General features: G+C 63.0%; 15 protein-coding genes. 9 read left to right on the top strand and 6 right to left on the bottom strand.

Annotated features, from left to right (window positions below; translation table 11 throughout):
* Positions 1–23 precede the first annotated feature (23 nt).
* The 7 genes from E8E68_RS13800 (at position 24) to E8E68_RS13770 (ending at position 5,762) form a co-directional block, all read left to right on the top strand.
* A complete protein-coding gene (locus tag E8E68_RS13800) occupies positions 24–1,016 on the top strand; it encodes an alpha/beta fold hydrolase (RefSeq protein WP_266030942.1) in 993 nt (330 codons plus the stop codon).
* 219 nt (positions 1,017–1,235) lie between these two features.
* Positions 1,236–1,727 carry a ribonuclease E activity regulator RraA gene (gene rraA / locus E8E68_RS13795; RefSeq protein WP_266030939.1) on the top strand — a complete coding sequence of 164 codons (492 nt, stop codon included), beginning with the start codon at positions 1,236–1,238 and terminating at the stop codon, positions 1,725–1,727.
* Positions 1,728–1,754: 27 nt separating this feature from the next.
* The gene (locus tag E8E68_RS13790; RefSeq protein WP_266030937.1) at positions 1,755–2,750 is read left to right on the top strand and encodes a zinc transporter ZntB; all 996 of its coding nucleotides are present in this window, start codon (positions 1,755–1,757) and stop codon (positions 2,748–2,750) included.
* A gap of 87 nt (positions 2,751–2,837) precedes the next feature.
* Positions 2,838–3,110: a hypothetical protein gene (locus E8E68_RS13785; RefSeq protein ID WP_010953087.1), complete on the top strand. Its 273-nt coding sequence runs from the start codon at positions 2,838–2,840 to the stop codon at positions 3,108–3,110.
* Positions 3,111–3,112: 2 nt separating this feature from the next.
* Entirely contained in the window at positions 3,113–3,937 is an 825-nt protein-coding gene (locus tag E8E68_RS13780) for a mechanosensitive ion channel domain-containing protein (RefSeq protein ID WP_110745835.1), read from the top strand.
* 112 nt (positions 3,938–4,049) lie between these two features.
* Positions 4,050–4,616, top strand: a complete 567-nt coding sequence (gene sigX / locus E8E68_RS13775; RefSeq protein ID WP_003248665.1) for an RNA polymerase sigma factor SigX — start codon at positions 4,050–4,052, stop codon at positions 4,614–4,616.
* 111 nt (positions 4,617–4,727) lie between these two features.
* Positions 4,728–5,762 (top strand): OmpA family protein, encoded by a 1,035-nt coding sequence (locus tag E8E68_RS13770; RefSeq protein ID WP_110745834.1) that lies wholly within the window; start codon positions 4,728–4,730, stop codon positions 5,760–5,762.
* Between the two features lie 115 nt (positions 5,763–5,877).
* On the opposite strand, the gene cobA is transcribed toward E8E68_RS13770, so the two are convergent.
* From cobA to E8E68_RS13745, 5 genes are all read right to left on the bottom strand, one after another.
* A complete protein-coding gene (cobA, locus tag E8E68_RS13765) occupies positions 5,878–6,651 on the bottom strand; it encodes a uroporphyrinogen-III C-methyltransferase (RefSeq protein ID WP_266030931.1) in 774 nt (257 codons plus the stop codon).
* Positions 6,652–6,678: 27 nt separating this feature from the next.
* Positions 6,679–8,349 carry a bifunctional protein-serine/threonine kinase/phosphatase gene (locus E8E68_RS13760; RefSeq protein WP_266030928.1) on the bottom strand — a complete coding sequence of 557 codons (1,671 nt, stop codon included), beginning with the start codon at positions 8,347–8,349 and terminating at the stop codon, positions 6,679–6,681.
* Positions 8,350–8,358: 9 nt separating this feature from the next.
* On the bottom strand, positions 8,359–9,570 hold the full coding sequence (locus tag E8E68_RS13755; RefSeq protein ID WP_110745832.1) for a nitrate/nitrite transporter: 1,212 nt from the start codon (positions 9,568–9,570) through the stop codon (positions 8,359–8,361).
* Positions 9,571–9,821: 251 nt separating this feature from the next.
* Positions 9,822–10,397, bottom strand: coding sequence for an ANTAR domain-containing protein (locus E8E68_RS13750; protein WP_110745831.1), 576 nt, complete (start codon positions 10,395–10,397; stop codon positions 9,822–9,824).
* A gap of 11 nt (positions 10,398–10,408) precedes the next feature.
* Positions 10,409–11,623 (bottom strand): CmpA/NrtA family ABC transporter substrate-binding protein, encoded by a 1,215-nt coding sequence (locus E8E68_RS13745; protein ID WP_266030924.1) that lies wholly within the window; start codon positions 11,621–11,623, stop codon positions 10,409–10,411.
* 137 nt (positions 11,624–11,760) lie between these two features.
* Here E8E68_RS13745 and E8E68_RS13740 point away from each other — a divergent pair, with 137 nt between their 5' ends.
* A complete protein-coding gene (locus E8E68_RS13740) occupies positions 11,761–12,783 on the top strand; it encodes a quinone-dependent dihydroorotate dehydrogenase (protein ID WP_280342189.1) in 1,023 nt (340 codons plus the stop codon).
* A 135-nt stretch (positions 12,784–12,918) separates the two neighbouring features.
* On the opposite strand, the gene E8E68_RS13735 is transcribed toward E8E68_RS13740, so the two are convergent.
* Positions 12,919–13,134 (bottom strand): ribosome modulation factor, encoded by a 216-nt coding sequence (locus tag E8E68_RS13735; RefSeq protein WP_003248687.1) that lies wholly within the window; start codon positions 13,132–13,134, stop codon positions 12,919–12,921.
* 549 nt (positions 13,135–13,683) lie between these two features.
* Between E8E68_RS13735 and rlmKL the strand changes: the two genes are divergently transcribed.
* Positions 13,684–15,876 carry a bifunctional 23S rRNA (guanine(2069)-N(7))-methyltransferase RlmK/23S rRNA (guanine(2445)-N(2))-methyltransferase RlmL gene (gene rlmKL / locus E8E68_RS13730; RefSeq protein ID WP_280342187.1) on the top strand — a complete coding sequence of 731 codons (2,193 nt, stop codon included), beginning with the start codon at positions 13,684–13,686 and terminating at the stop codon, positions 15,874–15,876.
* Positions 15,877–15,970: the final 94 nt, after the last annotated feature.

Below are 15,970 nucleotides of genomic sequence, written 5' to 3'. Positions count from 1 at the left end.
TTTTTTGTGCACCAAGCAACCTTATGCAAAGCAGCAGCACTCTATTTCCCGTGGCCTTGCTCAGTGCCGAGCGCCGCGGCGACCTCAGCGAAGACGTGTACCGGATCAAGGCCGGCAACGGCCCTGACCCCAGCGTCGAGCTGGCCGTGACCCGACTGGGGCTGGCCGACCAGGGCGAGGCCCAGGGCGTGCCGGTCATTCTTCTGCACGGCAGCTTTTCCAACCGGCGCTTCTGGTATTCGCCCAAAGGCGTAGGCCTGGGTGCCTATTTGGCGCGCGCCGGTTTCGATGTATGGATCCCGGAAATGCGTGGCCACGGTCTGTCGCCGCGCAACCTTGCCTGGAAGCACAACAGTGTCGCTGCCTACGCCCGTGATGACTTGCCGCTGATCAACGCCTTCGTGCGCGAGCAATCGGGCCAGGCGCCGCACTGGGTGGGCCATTCGTTGGGTGGGACGACATTGGCGGCAGCGCTGGGTGGCGGTTTCCTGGAGCCGGGGCAAGTCGCCAGTGTGGCGCTGTTCGGCACCCAGATCAGCCGTGTGTACTGGCCGTTGAAAGTGCCGCCGCTGGCCTGGGGCGCGAAGCTGGTACTCAAGCGGTGGGGGCAGATTTCGGGCCCGCGCTTCAAGCGTGGGCCCGAGGACGAACCGATTGGGCTGGCCCTGGAAAGCATGCGCTGGCATGGCCTGTTCGGGCGCTTTGGCGACAAGCAGAACGATTGGTGGGCAGGGCTGGCTGAAGTGGACGTACCGCTGTTGGCAGTGGCCGGTGCAGGGGACTTCCAGGACCCAGTGTGGGCTTGTCGAAAGCTGTTCGAGCAGTTGGGTGGCGCGCGCAAGCAATTCCTGCGGCTGGGTCGTGAAGAAGGTTTCGACGCCTTTGGGCACGTCGACATGCTGGTGAGCAAGGCCGCGCAGGTGCAGGTGTGGCCGCTGGTGGAGCGCTGGCTGCGCAACCCGCTGCTGCCGGTGCATGCGTCCACTGTGGCTGCGGAGCCTTTGCCAGCCAGTTGACCTTGTTTTGTCTGCACGGGCCTCTTCGCGGGTACGCCCGCTCCCACAGGGATCTCGAAGCACTCAAATCGTGCGATATCCCTGTGGGTGCGGGCGTGCCCGCGAAACGGCCGGTACAGGATGAAGACAAATGACTGCCCGGTCCCGGATGACTAGGACAGGCTCCAAGGTGTAGCCTTGGCCGATATCCGCTTTCGTTGTGACTGACAGGAGCTTCCTATGCAGCATTACGTAACGCCCGACCTGTGCGACGCCTACCCGGACCTGGTACAAGTGCTGGAGCCGATGTTCAGCAATTTCGGCGGCCGTGATTCGTTCGGCGGCCAGATCGTCACCATCAAGTGCTTTGAAGACAACTCGCTGGTCAAGGAGCAGGTCGAACGCGATGGCAAGGGCAAGGTGCTGGTGGTCGATGGTGGTGGTTCGCTGCGCCGCGCGCTGCTCGGTGACATGCTCGCCGAAAAGGCCGCCAAAAATGGCTGGGAAGGCCTGGTGATCTACGGCTGCGTACGTGATGTCGATGTGCTGATCCAGACCGACGTTGGCGTGCAGGCGTTGGCCAGCCACCCGATGAAGACCGACAAGCGCGGCATCGGCGACCTCAATGTGGCAGTGACCTTCGCTGGCGTGACCTTCCGCCCGGGCGAGTATGTCTATGCCGACAACAATGGCGTGCTGGTCTCGCCAAGCCCGCTGAAAATGCCGGAGTGATGCGCCACACGCGCTGATGGAGCTTTGATGTTCGAGGAAGACAACGCGCAGTGGGGGCTGGTGCATGCCCTGGTGCTCGATGGCAAAGGTGGCGCGCGCTCGATTGCCCGTACCGAACTGGACGACCTGCAGCTGCAACCGGAGCAAAGCCTGTGGCTGCACTGGGATCGCAGCCATCCGCAAACCCGCACCTGGCTGTTGCATGACAGCGGCCTGAGCGAGTTCGCCTGCGAACTGCTGCTGGAAGAGAACACCCGGCCGCGCCTGCTACCCATGGCGGACGAACAGCTGCTGCTGTTTTTGCGTGGGGTCAACCTCAATCCGGGCGCCGAGCCCGAAGACATGGTTTCGGTGCGAATCTTCGCCGAGGCACAGCGGGTTATCTCTTTGCGGCTGCGGCCGCTGCGCGCCAGTGATGAAGTGCTGCAGCAGCTGGAGCAGGGCAGGGGGCCAAAATCGGCATCCGAATTGTTGCTGTTGATGGGCGAGCTGCTGACCGAAAAGGTTCAGGGACTGGTCAGTGACTTGGCCGAACTGGTCGACCTGGAGGAAGAAAAGGTCGAATCCGACGAACGGTACACTCCGGAGCATGGCAGCCTGCAGCAGATCCGCCGCCGCGCCGCCGGCTTGCGCCGGTTCCTGGCGCCGCAACGGGAAATCTATGCCCAGTTGTCCCGCAGCAAATGGAGCTGGTTCGCCAATGCCGATGCCGATTACTGGAACGAGCTCAACAACAGCCTGATCCGCTACCTCGAGGAGCTGGAACTGACCCGGGAGCGCGCCGCGCTGGTGCTGGAAAGCGAAGACCGCCGCCGTAGCGAGCGCATGAACCGCACCATGTACCGCTTCGGCATCATCACCTGCATCTTTTTGCCCATGAGCTTCATCACCGGGCTGCTGGGTATCAATGTCGGCGGCATCCCGGGGGCCGAAAACCCCTTGGGCTTCCTGTTTGCCTGCATTGTGGTACTGGGGTTGGCGGTGGGGCAGTGGTGGTTGTTCCGGCGGTTGCGATGGGTGTAGGTGTGCATTTTGAAACATTCGTCCCAACCCGGTGTGTGACCCATCGCCCGGCCATCTCGTCTCTCACTGACATTGCGCGAGGTGCCCATGCACGATCCGTTTGAAGAATCCCTGCGCGACCTGCTCAAGGCATCACCCTCCGGCAACGACCGGGACGACCGGGACGACGCCGCTTGCCTGGGTCGCGTACTGAAAACCGCCAACCGCCAGGTGGGTGCGGGCGATCTGTTCAGCCTGCTTGGCCGTTGGAGCCAGGCGCTGCTGATTGCCGTGAACAATGGCTCGGCGCATGTCGCGCCGGTGCGCCGACACTCTTCCCGCAACGCTGCCAACGGCAGCAAAGCAGATAAGGCCGATTGAATATGGAACTCGATCTCTGGACCCAGAGCCTGGTCACCGCGATGACCGCCCTTTGGACCAAGGTAGCGAACTTCATCCCCAACCTGTTCGGCGCGCTGGTCGTGGTGCTGCTCGGTTTCGTGGTGGCCAAGCTACTCGACACGCTGCTGTCCAAACTGCTGGCCAAGTTCGGCCTGGACCGCCTGATGGCCGGCACGGGCCTGACCAAAATGCTCGGCCGGGTTGGCATCCAGGTGCCGATCTCGACCTTGATCGGCAAGATCGTCTACTGGTTCGTGCTGCTCATCTTCCTCGTTTCGGCCGCTGAATCGCTCGGCCTGGAGCGGGTTTCGGCAACCCTCGACATGCTCGCCCTGTACCTGCCCAAGGTGTTCGGCGCAGCGCTGGTGTTGCTGGCCGGCGTGCTGCTGGCGCAGGTGGCCAACGGCCTGGTGCGCGGTGCTGCCGAAGGCATCGGCCTGGAATATTCAGCGGGCCTTGGGCGGATCACCCAGGGTCTGGTGATCATCATCAGCATCTCGGTGGCCATCAGCCAGCTGGAGGTGAAAACCGACCTGTTGAACCACGTGATCGTGATCGGGCTGATTACCGTTGGTCTGGCCGTTGCCCTCGCCATGGGCCTTGGCAGCCGCGAGATCGCCGGGCAGATACTGGCCGGCATCTACGTGCGCGAGCTGTTTCAGGTGGGCCAGCAAGTGCGGATTGGAGAGGTCGAAGGGCTGATCGAGGAAATCGGCACGGTAAAAACCACGCTGCTGACCGATGATGGCGAACTGGTGTCGCTGTCCAACCGCGAGTTGCTCGAGCAGCGTGTCAATAGCCGCTAACCGCTCAAAAGCTGTTAATGTATGCCGCCGCGAATTCGACCCACGGGGTCGCGCGGCGACATTGACCTGACTGTCGGCCAGATCCGTTTTGAATAAAGTTCATTCGCCGCCCATGCGTTATGACCCCCGCGAGCTCACCGATGAAGAGTTGGTGGCGCGTTCGCATGAGGAGCTGTACCACGTTACCCGCGCCTATGAGGAGCTCATGCGGCGCTACCAGCGGACCCTGTTCAACGTCTGTGCGCGTTATCTGGGGAACGACCGTGACGCGGACGATGTCTGTCAGGAAGTGATGCTGAAAGTGCTGTACGGGCTGAAGAACTTCGAGGGTAAATCCAAGTTCAAGACCTGGCTCTACAGCATCACCTACAACGAGTGCATTACCCAGTACCGCAAGGAGCGCCGTAAACGCCGGTTGATGGATGCCTTGAGTCTGGACCCTGTTGAAGAGGCGTCCGAAGACAAGGCCCCGAAGCCGGAAGAAAAAGGCGGGCTGGACAAGTGGCTGGTGCATGTGAACCCGATTGACCGGGAAATTCTGGTGCTGCGTTTTGTCGCAGAACTGGAATTTCAGGAAATTGCCGACATCATGCACATGGGCCTGAGCGCGACGAAAATGCGTTACAAGCGCGCGCTAGACAAGCTTCGGGAGAAATTTGCTGGCCTCGATGAAACTTAGTGGCGTGCAAATATCTCTAACGAATCGGCGAGTTCTGCTAGACTTGCCGTCGAGTTGTCCCCCTTGTTTGTGGTGGGACTGCTTAACTATCACCAGATGGGGATTTAACGGATGAAATTGAAAAACACCTTGGGCTTGGCCATTGGTTCGCTTGTAGCCGCCACTTCGATTGGCGCTATGGCACAAGGTCAAGGCGCCGTCGAGACTGAAATCTTCTACAAGAAGGAATTCTTCGACAGCCAGCGCGACTTCAAGAACGACGGCAACCTGTTCGGCGGTTCGATCGGTTACTTCCTGACCGACGACGTTGAACTGCGTCTGGGCTACGACGAAGTTCACAACGCTCGTGGCGAAGACGGCAAAAACATCAAGGGCTCGAACACCGCCCTGGACGCCGTTTACCACTTCAACAACCCGTACGACGCCATCCGTCCGTACGTTTCCGCTGGTTTCTCGCACCAGTCGCTGGGCCAGACCGGCCGTGGCGGTCGTGACCACTCCACCTTCGCCAACGTTGGCGCTGGCGCCAAGTGGTACATCACCGACATGTTCTACGCCCGTGCCGGCGTAGAAGCTCAGTACAACATCGACCAGGGCGACACCGAGTGGGCCCCAAGCGTTGGTGTTGGCCTGAACTTCGGCGGTAGCCCGAAGCAAGCCGAAGCCGCTCCAGCTCCAGTTGCTGAAGTCTGCTCCGACTCCGACAACGACGGTGTTTGCGACAACGTCGACAAGTGCCCTGACACCCCGGCCAACGTTACCGTTGACGCCGACGGCTGCCCGGCTGTTGCCGAAGTCGTTCGCGTTGAGCTGGACGTCAAGTTCGACTTCGACAAGTCGGTCGTCAAGCCAAACAGCTACGGCGACATCAAGAACCTGGCTGACTTCATGAAGCAGTACCCACAAACCACCACCGTGGTTGAAGGTCACACTGACTCCGTGGGCCCAGACGCTTACAACCAGAAGCTGTCCGAGCGTCGTGCCAACGCTGTCAAGCAGGTACTGACCCAGCAGTACGGCGTAGAATCCAGCCGTGTTGATTCGGTTGGCTACGGCGAAACCCGTCCGGTTGCTGACAACGCCACCGAAGAAGGTCGCGCTGTTAACCGTCGCGTTGAAGCGCAGGTTGAAGCTCAGTCCAAGTAATTGGCCTGATGTTTCACGAAAAACCCGGCCTCGGCCGGGTTTTTCTTTGCCTGGAATTTTCCGGCCTGCCCGCACCCTGCGGGTCGCGAAAGGGCAGCAACGCGGCCCCCCGGTTTCAGCGTTGTTGCAACAGTTGCAGGGGTTGCTGCGCGGCCATTTCGCGATACAAGGCCGCTCCCACAGGCGTTGCGGCTACCTCGCCAATCACCAGAATTGCGGGGCTACGCAACCCAAACCCTCGCGCATCCTCGACCATCCCCCACACATCGCTCCTGCACTCGCGCTGTTGCGGCAACGAGGCATTCTCGATCATCGCCACCGGCGTCCCAGCCGCCATCCCGCCATCCAGCAACCCCTGGCGCACTTGCTCCAGTCGCGCCACCCCCATGTACACCACCAACGTCGTGCCAGCCTGGGCCAATGCTGCCCAGTTCAGCTCGCTGTCATCCTGGGTATGCGCCGTCACCAAGGTGACTCCTCGGCTCACACCCCGCGAGGTGAGGGAGATGCCGCACTGCGTCGCCCCAGCCAGGCCTGCGGTGATGCCGTTGACCACTTCCACGTCGATACCATGCCCCTGCAACCACAGCGCTTCTTCACCGCCACGGCCAAAAATGCACGGGTCACCGCCCTTGAGCCTTACCACGCAACGGCCCTGCCGCGCATGGCGTAACATCAGGCGCTGAATGAACGCCTGCGGCGTCGAGCGGCAGCCACCGCGCTTGCCCACGGCAATCACTCGGGCCTGCGGGCAATGGCCCAGCACCGCCGGGTTGACCAAGTCGTCGATCATCACCACGGCAGCTTGCTGCAAAGCGCGCACGGCCTTGAGGGTGAGCAGTTCAGGGTCACCAGGGCCAGCACCGACCAGCCACACTTTTGCATTCATCAGGTTTTCCTCATCGGCAAGCTGTATTCAGCCCTTGAGCAGGGTGAGTAGCAAAATCAGGTTTATCAGCAACGACAGCAGGGCCAGGGTGCGCCACACCTTCAGCGGTTCGCGCTCCAGCAATGGTCGTGGCCGGCTGGTCAGTTCCTGGCGGTCGCCGCGTTCAAGCAGGAGCAACCAGTGTTCGGCAGTTTCGAAGCGCTGCGCCGGATCGGCGGCCACCGCCTGCTGCAGGTTGTGCTGCAACCATTCCGGCAGGTCTGGGCGGTAACGTGAGGGGTTGATCGGCTGGCTGAAGCGCGGGCGCTGGAAGGCTTCCACTTCGCCATACGGGTAGTGCCCGGTCAGCAGCTGGTACAGCGTCACGCCCACGGCATACAAGTCCTGACGCGGGCTGGGTGGCTGGCCGTCGAATGCTTCCGGAGCGAGGTACGAGGGCGTACCGGGCAGATCGTGAAGCGGGTCCTCGGACAGGCCTGGACAATAGGCGAGGCCGAAGTCCAGCAGGCGCAGCTGACCATCGCGGCCAAGGTGCAGGTTGTCCGGCTTGATGTCGCGATGCAGCAGGTTGCGCCGATGCAGTACGCCGACTGCCTGCAGCAATTGCCGGGCGATCTCCAGCCACTGGGTGAGGGGCAACGGGCCGTTTTCGCCCAGCAGTGTGGCCAGGTCTTGCCCGGGGTATTGGCGCATCACGTAGTACAGGTGCTGGCGCTGACTGGCGGCGTGCACTTCTGGAAAGTGCCGGCCGGCAACGCGGCGCAGGAACCACTCTTCCAGCAACAGCCCCTGTGCAGCACCCGGCTCCTGCTCGCGCACGGTGGGCAAGGTCTTCAGCAACCAGGCCTGGTTCTGGCTGTCGCGCACCTGGTAGAGCAGGGACTGGCGGCTGTGGGCATGGCGTTTTTCAACCTGCCAACCGTCGATTAGCTGGCCCGGCCTTAGCGGGCCGGGTATCGGCCATTGCTGCAGCTGCGCGAGGGTATCGCCCAGGTTGGCGGTGCCCAGTTGCTCGACCTGCACCAGCAAGGCGCTGGCGTTGTCCTGGCTGCCATTGAGGTGGGCGCTGGCAACCAGCGTGTCGGCGGCCAATTGCAGGTCGGGCTGGTCGCGCAGCACGGCCTGGATGTGCTGGTCACCCAAGCTGGCCCAGACACCGTCGCTAAGCAGCAGGAAGCACTCGCCCGGCTGCAACTCGCCTTCCAGGTAATCCACCAGCAGGTGCTGGTCCAGGCCCAGCGCGCGCTTCAGCACATGCTGCATGCCTGGCTGGTCCCACACATGGTCCTCGCTCAGGCATTGCAGATGGCCGTCGTGCCAGCGGTACACGCGGCAGTCGCCGACATGGGCGAGGGTAAAGCGCCGGCCGCGCAGAACTAGCGCGCTGAGGGTGGTCAGCAACGGCTGGCCGCTGCCTTGGGCGCGCAGCCAGCGGTTTTGCGCCAGCAACAGCCGGTCAAGGGCCTGGGCCACGCTCCAGGTGGCTGGGGTGGCGTAGTAGTCCAGGGCCAGGGCCTGCAGACTGGCCCGGGCCGCCAAGCCACCGTCGGCGCACTGGCTGACGCCATCGGCCAAGGCGAACAAGTAGCCCTTGCTGGCGGCCAGCTCCGGCGCCGGAGTCACCAGGCGCAAGGCATCCTGGTTTTCCGTGCGCGGCCCGGTAGCGCTGGCCTGGGCAAAGCTCAGTTGCAGGCTCATCAGCGTGCCTCAGACCCGTGCCGCAGTAACGGCAGCCGAGCCCCAGGTGGTGCGCCAGCGTTGTTTCACGCCGTGCAGTCCGAACCAGGCCAGCAGGCCCAGGCTGGCGAACAGCCACAGCCCCAGCTGGTAATCGCCGGTATGCTGCTTGATGGTGCCAAGCCCGGCTGCCAGCAGAAAGCCGCCGATGCCGCCGGCCATGCCGATCAGCCCGGTCATCACGCCGATCTCCTGGCGGAAGCGCTGCGGCACCAACTGGAAGACCGCGCCATTGCCTGCGCCCAGGCCGAGCATGGCGCTGACGAACAGTGCCAAGGCGGCAGCGGCGGACGGCAGGTTGAAGCCCACTGCAGCAATGCAGATGGCCGCCACGCTGTACATGCCCAGCAGGGTACGGATGCCACCGAAGCGGTCGGCCAGGGCGCCGCCGAGTGGGCGCATCAGGCTGCCGGCGAACACACAGGCTGCGGTGTAGTAGCCAGCGGTGACCGGGCTCAGGCCGTACTGGTCGCTGAAGTAGCCGGGCAAGGCGCTGGCCAGGCCGATGAAGCCGCCGAAGGTGACGCTGTAGAAGAACATGAACCACCAGCTGTCGCGGTCGCCCAAGGCCTTTAGGTAGTCGGCCATGGCTTTTGGCTTGGGCCGTTGCGGGGCATTGCGCGCCAGCAGGGCGAATACCACCAGCGCCAGCGACAGCGGGATCAGCGCAAAGCCGAACACGTTGTTCCAGCCAAAGCCCGCTGCCAATGCGGGCGCCAGCAGGGCGGCGAACACCGTACCGGAGTTGCCGGCGCCAGCGATACCCATCGCCTTGCCCTGGTGTTGCGGTGGGTACCACTGCGAGGCCAGTGGCAGCGACACGGCGAACGAGGCGCCGGCAAAGCCGAGGAATACCCCCAGCAGCAGCGCCTGTTCGTAGCTGTGCACGCCCAGGTGCCATGCAGCGGCCAAGGCAACGATAACGATCACCTGGCCAATCAGGCCGGCGGTTTTGGGTGACAGGCGGTCCACCAGTACGCCCATGGCGAAGCGCAGGATCGCCCCGGCGAGGATCGGCATCGCCACCATCAGGCCCCGTTGTTGTGCACTCAGTTGCAGGTCGGCGGCAATCTGCACCGCCAACGGGCCCAGCAGGTACCAGACCATGAAGCTGAGGTCGAAGTACAGGAACGCGGCGAACAGCGTGGGCACATGCCCGGATTTCCAGAAGCTGGTACTCATCGAACACCTCACTCGGCAATGCAACGGAACGAAAAAGACGCCGCCACCCGCTCCATGGTTGTGGAGGGGAGAGCGACGTCTTTGTCGGGATTAAGTGGGGCAACCGCCGTTGGCTACCGGTGAGATTTGTTCAGCAAGAGACGGGCCAACTGTTGGGAGGGTTTGTCTCGAGGTGCTCGGTGCCTGTTGAATCGAGCGCCGCGCGGGCGGCGCTCGATCTGCCAGGCGCCAAGATTCTCAGGCCCAGCGTATCAGCCGAGCATCTCGTGCATGGCAATGATCTGCTCGGCCACCTGGATGAGTTTCTGCTGCCGGCTCATGGCCTGGCGGCGCATCAGGGTGTAGGCCTGCTCTTCATTGCAGTCCTTCATTTTCATCAGCAAACCCTTGGCCTGCTCGATGCGTTTGCGTTCGGCCAGTTGCTGGTCGCGCGCCAGCAGTTGGGCTTTCAATGCCTGGTCGCTTTCAAAGCGGGCCATGGCCACATCCAGAATCGGCTGCAGCCGGGCAGCATGGATGCCTTCGACGATATAGGCGCTGACCCCGGCCTGGATCGCCTGGCGCATCACCCCCGGGTCGTGCTCGTCGGTGAACAGCACAATGGGCCGCGGCTGGTCACGGCTGACCAGTACCACTTGCTCCATCACATCGCGGTCCGGGGAATCGGTATCGATCAGCACCACGTCCGGACGCACCGTTTCGACACACGCGGGCAGGTCGATGGTCAGGCCTGGGGCTTCGGTGACCTCGAAGCCGGCCTCGATCAAGGCTGCCTTGAGGCGGCCGAGTTTGCTCTGGGTGTCGTCGATCAACAGTATGCGCAGCATGTTCGTCCCTCTCACAGGCCAACACGTGCATCGGGCAGCTCGCCCAGCGCATGCAGGCTGAAGCTACGGGCATAATCGTAGGGGGCGCTGCCGTCCCAGCGGGTACCGTCGATCAGCAGGCTGCTGCGCATCGGCTGGTCGGGGCAGGTGACGCCCAGGCTGTTCGCCGCCTCGGTGTACAGCGCCAGTTGCTGGACCTGGCGCGCTACGCCAAGGTAGTCGGGGTCTTCGCGCAGCAGGCCCCAGCGGCGGAACTGGGTCATGAACCACATGCCGTCGGACAAGTACGGCAGGTTGACCCGGCCATGGTCGAACAGGCGCAGGGCATGCGGGTCTTGCCACTGGTTGCCGAGGCCATCGTGATAGTCGCCGAGCAGGCGCGGCGCGATGCTGCCCAGCGGGGTGTCCAGGTAGGCGCTGCCGCTCAGCAGCTGTGCAGTGCCGCGGCGGTTTTCCGGGCTTTGTTCGATGAAGCGGCTGGCGGCGAGGACTGCCTTGATCAACGCGCGGGCGCTGTTGGGGTATTGCTCTGCAAAGGCTCGGGCACAGGCCAGGACCTTTTCCGGGTGGTCCGGCCAGATCGACTGGCTGGTGGCCAAGGTGAAACCTTGGCCTTTGGCCACCGCGTCGGCAGCCCAGGGCTCGCCGACGCAGAAACCGTCGATACGCCCGGCCTGGATGTGCGCGGCCATCTGGGCAGGCGGTACCACTACACTGTCGACATCGCGCAGCGGGTGGATGCCCTGGCTGGCCAGCCAGTAATACAACCACATGGCGTGTGTGCCAGTGGGGAACGTCTGGGCGAATGTCAGTCGTGCGCCATGCTGGTGCACCAGCCGGGCCAGTGCTTCAGGGTTGGTCACGCCTTTGCGTTGCAAGGCCGGGGACAGGTTGATGGCCTGGGCGTTCTGGTTAAGGCCCATGAGTACTGCCATGTCGCTGGCGGCTACACCGCCGATGCCCAGGTGCACGGCGTAGACCAGGCCATACAAGCAGTGCGCGGCATCCAGTTCGCCACTGACCAGCTTGTCGCGCAGCCCGGCCCACGAGCCCTGGCGCTTGAGGTTTAGGGTAAGGCCGTGCTGCTGGGCGAAGCCCTGGGTGGCGGCAACCACCACTGAGGCGCAGTCGGTCAGGGCCATGTAGCCGATGTTCAGGCTGGGTTTTTCCGGCGCGTCGCTGCCGTTGACCCAGGCCAGGGGCGTTGCTCGGGGTGCAGTGTTCACAAGGTTCCTCGCCCGTACTGATAAGGCTGTGGGCATGACTGGTGCAACCGATGTGCCAGGCGTACCACGATTTGCTGTCCTGCCAGCCCCGCGCTGGCTATAATCGCCCCCTCACTCACCCTGAGCCTTGCCCGCCCATGTATACCCTGGCCCGCCAGCTGCTGTTCAAGCTTTCCCCGGAAACGTCCCATGACCTGTCCCTGGACCTGATCGGCGCCGGTGGCCGTCTTGGCCTCAATGGCATGCTGTGCAAGCAACCGGCCGCCTTGCCGGTTTCGGTCATGGGCTTGAACTTCGCCAACCCGGTGGGCCTGGCCGCTGGCCTGGACAAGAACGGCGCGGCCATCGACGGGTTCGCCCAGCTGGGCTTCGGTTTTGTCGAAATCGGCACCGTCACCCCGCGTCCGCAACCGGGCAACCCAAAACCGCGGCTGTTCCGCCTGCCGGAAGCCACGGCCATCATCAACCGCATGGGCTTCAACAACCTGGGCGTCGATCACCTGCTTGGCCGTGTACGCGCTTCGCGCTACAACGGGGTACTGGGTATCAACATCGGCAAGAATTTCGACACCCCGGTCGAGCGCGCCGTCGATGACTACCTGATCTGCCTGGACAAGGTATACACCGCGGCCAGCTACATCACCGTCAACGTCAGCTCGCCCAACACCCCTGGCCTGCGCAGCCTGCAGTTCGGCGACTCGCTCAAGCAACTGCTGGATGCCCTGGCCGAGCGCCGCGAGCAACTGGCCGCCACGCACGGCAAGCGCGTGCCGCTGGCAATCAAGATTGCACCGGACATGAGCGACGAAGAAACAGCCCTGGTGGCAGCCGCGCTGATGGCGTCGGGCATGGATGCAGTGATCGCCACCAACACCACGCTGGGCCGTGAGGGTGTCGAGGCATTGCCGCATGGTGGCGAGGCGGGCGGCCTGTCGGGCGCGCCGGTGCTGGAAAAGAGCACCCATATCGTCAAGGTGCTGGCCGGCGAACTGGGCGGCAAGTTGCCGATCATTGCCGCAGGTGGCATCACCGAAGGCAGCCATGCTGCGCAGAAGATCGCGGCGGGTGCGAGCCTGGTACAGATTTATTCGGGCTTCATTTATAAAGGGCCGGCGCTGATCCGCGAGGCGGTGGACGCCATCGCTGCGATGCCGCGGTGACCTGACACGGCCCTTTCGCGGGCAGCGCTGAGAAGGTTTGCCAAGGCATAAAAAAGGGCCCCTTGAAGGGGCCCCTGGGCCTTCGCCCGCCGCCCGGATAGGGCGTGCATGGTAAATCGAATTCAGTGTCCTCGATCAGCCAACGGCGTGATTTTCGTTGAGTCTATGGATGCCAGCGGTGCCAGTCATTCCGTCCCAGTTATCACCGCGACCTTCGCGCCAGCCGTTGATCCAGGCTTGGCGTACAGAAGGAAGATTGAAGGGGCAAAGTTCGCGGGATTTGCCGGTGACCCCGTATTGGTAGCCACGTGAATATGCTCTTTCCAACGGATCACGCTTAAGTCTTCTCATAGGGTGTTGCCCTCACTTGTTGACTGTAATGTCCCGTCGGCCTCTCCGAGGCCGGGCAGAGTCTTTCTGCCGGTTTGCGCTCGCTGCCGGCGTCGCGAGCTGAAGGTGCCGCCTCGTTGCGAAGCGGCCTGAGACCAGTTCTAACGAATGCGAGTCACGGTGTGAATGATCGATTTGTCATAAGGGCGTAACGTTTGTGAGGGTGACGGGATAAGTAAATAAATGCGACTCAACCTTGTTTGGCGTTGAGCCCGCTATGATCGGGGTTTGCCGATCTTTGACGTCATTTCGCCAGCGTGGCGTGTGGCTGACAGAATCAATTTGAAATGCGACGAAGGGTCACAGACACCCGGCTATCGCGAGAATTTTTAGTACTGCCCGATGATCTAAGCTGTCTTTGCTGCTTGGATCGATCAGGCGGCCCGGCCCTTGGCCGCACACATGTGCCGTGAAGGGCCACCCGCATGCCTGTTGGAAAGGGGTGCGGGCAAACATCGCGGGGCGATGCGTCGCCCCGTCAGTCAAATAGCCCAAGGCTCTGGAATATTCATGTCGGACCGTTTCGAACTTTATCTCACCTGTCCCAAAGGCCTTGAAGGCCTGCTTGCCGAAGAGGCCAAGGGCCTTGGCCTTGACGAAGTGCGTGAGCACACCTCGGCCATTCGCGGCGCCGCCGACATGGAAACCGCCTACCGCTTGTGCGTCTGGTCACGTTTGGCCAACCGCGTGCTGCTGGTGCTCAAGCGCTTCTCGATGAAGAACGCCGACGACCTGTACGATGGCGTGCACGCGGTCGACTGGGCCGACCACCTGGCAGCCGATGGCACCCTGGCCGTGGAATTCAGCGGCCATGGCTCGGGCATCGATAACACCCATTTCGGTGCATTGAAGGTCAAGGACGCGATCGTCGACAAGCTGCGCAATCGCGAAGGCCTGCGCCCATCGGTTGAAAAAATCGACCCTGACGTGCGTGTGCACCTGCGCCTGGACCGTGGCGAGGCCATCCTTTCCCTTGACCTGTCCGGTCACAGCCTGCACCAGCGAGGCTACCGCCTGCAGCAAGGCGCCGCGCCGCTGAAGGAAAACCTCGCGGCAGCCGTGCTGATCCGCGCTGGTTGGCCGCGCATTGCCGCCGAAGGTGGCGCGCTGGCTGACCCGATGTGCGGTGTCGGTACCTTCCTGGTCGAAGCAGCCATGATCGCTGCTGATATCGCGCCCAACCTCAAGCGTGAACGCTGGGGCTTCAGTGCCTGGCTCGGCCATGTGCCGGCGCTGTGGCGCAAGGTGCACGACGAGGCACAGGCCCGCGCGCAGGCCGGCCTGGCCAAGCCACCGCTGTGGATCCGTGGCTACGAGGCTGACCCGCGGCTGATCCAGCCCGGCCGCAACAACGTCGAGCGTGCCGGCCTGGGTGACTGGGTCAAGATCTACCAGGGTGAAGTCAGCACCTTTGAGCCGCGCCCGGACCAGAACCAGAAAGGCCTGGTCATCAGCAACCCGCCCTACGGCGAGCGACTGGGTGACGAAGCCAGCCTGCTGTACCTCTACCAGAACCTCGGCGAGCGCCTGCGCCAGGCCTGTATGGGCTGGGAGGCAGCGGTATTCACCGGCGCGCCGCAACTGGGCAAGCGCATGGGCATTCGCAGCCACAAGCAATATGCGTTCTGGAACGGTGCCTTGCCGTGCAAGCTGCTGCTGTTCAAGGTGCAACCTGACCAGTTCGTGACCGGTGAGCGTCGCGAAGCGCAGGCTGAAAACGCTGAAAACCGCCAGCAGACGCCAGTGGCCAGCGAGCCGGCGCGCCTGTCGGAAGGGGCACAGATGTTTGCCAACCGGCTGCAGAAGAACCTCAAGCAACTGGGCAAGTGGGCCCGGCGCGAGCAGGTTGATTGCTACCGCTTGTACGACGCCGATATGCCCGAATATGCCCTGGCGGTCGACCTGTATCAGGATTGGGTACATGTGCAGGAATACGCAGCTCCTCGTTCGATCGACCCGGACAAGGCCCAGGCGCGTCTGCTCGACGCCCTGGCGGCCATTCCACAGGCCCTGGGTATTTCCCCTCAGCGGGTCGTGCTCAAGCGTCGCGAGCGCCAGAGCGGCACCCGTCAGTACGAACGCCAGGCTACTGAAGGGCGCTTCCAGGAGGTGAACGAAGGCGGTGTCAAGCTGCTGGTCAATCTCACCGACTACCTTGATACCGGGCTGTTCCTGGATCATCGCCCGATGCGCATGCGCATCCAGCGCGAGGCTGCTGGCAAGCGCTTCCTCAACCTGTTCTGCTACACCGCCACGGCAACGGTGCATGCAGCCAAGGGCGGTGCCCGCAGCACCACCAGCGTCGACCTGTCGAAAACCTACCTGGACTGGGCGCGACGCAACCTGGCACTGAATGGCTTCTCCGAGCGTAACCGGTTGGAGCAGGGCGATGTGATGGCCTGGCTGGAAGCCTGTCGCGAAAGCTACGAGATGATCTTCATCGACCCGCCGACCTTCTCCAACTCCAAGCGCATGGAAGGCGTGTTCGATGTACAGCGTGACCACGTGCAACTGCTGGACCTGGCCATGGCTCGACTGGCACCGGGGGGCGTGTTGTATTTCTCCAACAACTTCCGCAAGTTCCAGCTGGACGAGCACCTGACGGCGCGTTACGCCGTGGAGGAAATCACTGCCCAGACCCTGGATCCGGACTTCGCCCGCAACAGTCGCATCCATCGCGCCTGGCGTTTGCAGCTGCGCTGAGGCGACGAGGTACATTGCGCGGCTGATGGCCAATAGCTATAACTGAACGCAGGGCAAGATAATCCGCAGGACGCTGACGTGACGAGATGGGTGT

The organism is Pseudomonas sp. BN607, assembly GCF_029871175.1.
Taxonomy (GTDB): Bacteria; Pseudomonadota; Gammaproteobacteria; order Pseudomonadales; family Pseudomonadaceae; genus Aquipseudomonas.
The sequence above is the reverse complement of the archived record's forward strand: the minus strand, read 5'-3'. Positions and strand labels throughout refer to the sequence as shown.

What these genes read in the sequence shown, in the direction of transcription:
- E8E68_RS13740 (WP_280342189.1), top strand. Translation starts at nt 11,761, where the DNA reads ATGTATACCCTGGCCCGCCAGCTGCTGTTCAAGCTTTCCCCGGAAACG.
- sigX (WP_003248665.1), top strand. Translation starts at nt 4,050, where the DNA reads ATGCGTTATGACCCCCGCGAGCTCACCGATGAAGAGTTGGTGGCGCGT.
- E8E68_RS13755 (WP_110745832.1), bottom strand. Translation starts at nt 9,570, where the DNA reads ATGAGTACCAGCTTCTGGAAATCCGGGCATGTGCCCACGCTGTTCGCC.
- E8E68_RS13750 (WP_110745831.1), bottom strand. Translation starts at nt 10,397, where the DNA reads ATGCTGCGCATACTGTTGATCGACGACACCCAGAGCAAACTCGGCCGC.
- E8E68_RS13770 (WP_110745834.1), top strand. Translation starts at nt 4,728, where the DNA reads ATGAAATTGAAAAACACCTTGGGCTTGGCCATTGGTTCGCTTGTAGCC.
- E8E68_RS13735 (WP_003248687.1), bottom strand. Translation starts at nt 13,134, where the DNA reads ATGAGAAGACTTAAGCGTGATCCGTTGGAAAGAGCATATTCACGTGGC.
- cobA (WP_266030931.1), bottom strand. Translation starts at nt 6,651, where the DNA reads ATGAATGCAAAAGTGTGGCTGGTCGGTGCTGGCCCTGGTGACCCTGAA.
- E8E68_RS13780 (WP_110745835.1), top strand. Translation starts at nt 3,113, where the DNA reads ATGGAACTCGATCTCTGGACCCAGAGCCTGGTCACCGCGATGACCGCC.
- rlmKL (WP_280342187.1), top strand. Translation starts at nt 13,684, where the DNA reads ATGTCGGACCGTTTCGAACTTTATCTCACCTGTCCCAAAGGCCTTGAA.
- E8E68_RS13800 (WP_266030942.1), top strand. Translation starts at nt 24, where the DNA reads ATGCAAAGCAGCAGCACTCTATTTCCCGTGGCCTTGCTCAGTGCCGAG.
- E8E68_RS13790 (WP_266030937.1), top strand. Translation starts at nt 1,755, where the DNA reads ATGTTCGAGGAAGACAACGCGCAGTGGGGGCTGGTGCATGCCCTGGTG.
- E8E68_RS13785 (WP_010953087.1), top strand. Translation starts at nt 2,838, where the DNA reads ATGCACGATCCGTTTGAAGAATCCCTGCGCGACCTGCTCAAGGCATCA.
- E8E68_RS13760 (WP_266030928.1), bottom strand. Translation starts at nt 8,349, where the DNA reads ATGAGCCTGCAACTGAGCTTTGCCCAGGCCAGCGCTACCGGGCCGCGC.
- rraA (WP_266030939.1), top strand. Translation starts at nt 1,236, where the DNA reads ATGCAGCATTACGTAACGCCCGACCTGTGCGACGCCTACCCGGACCTG.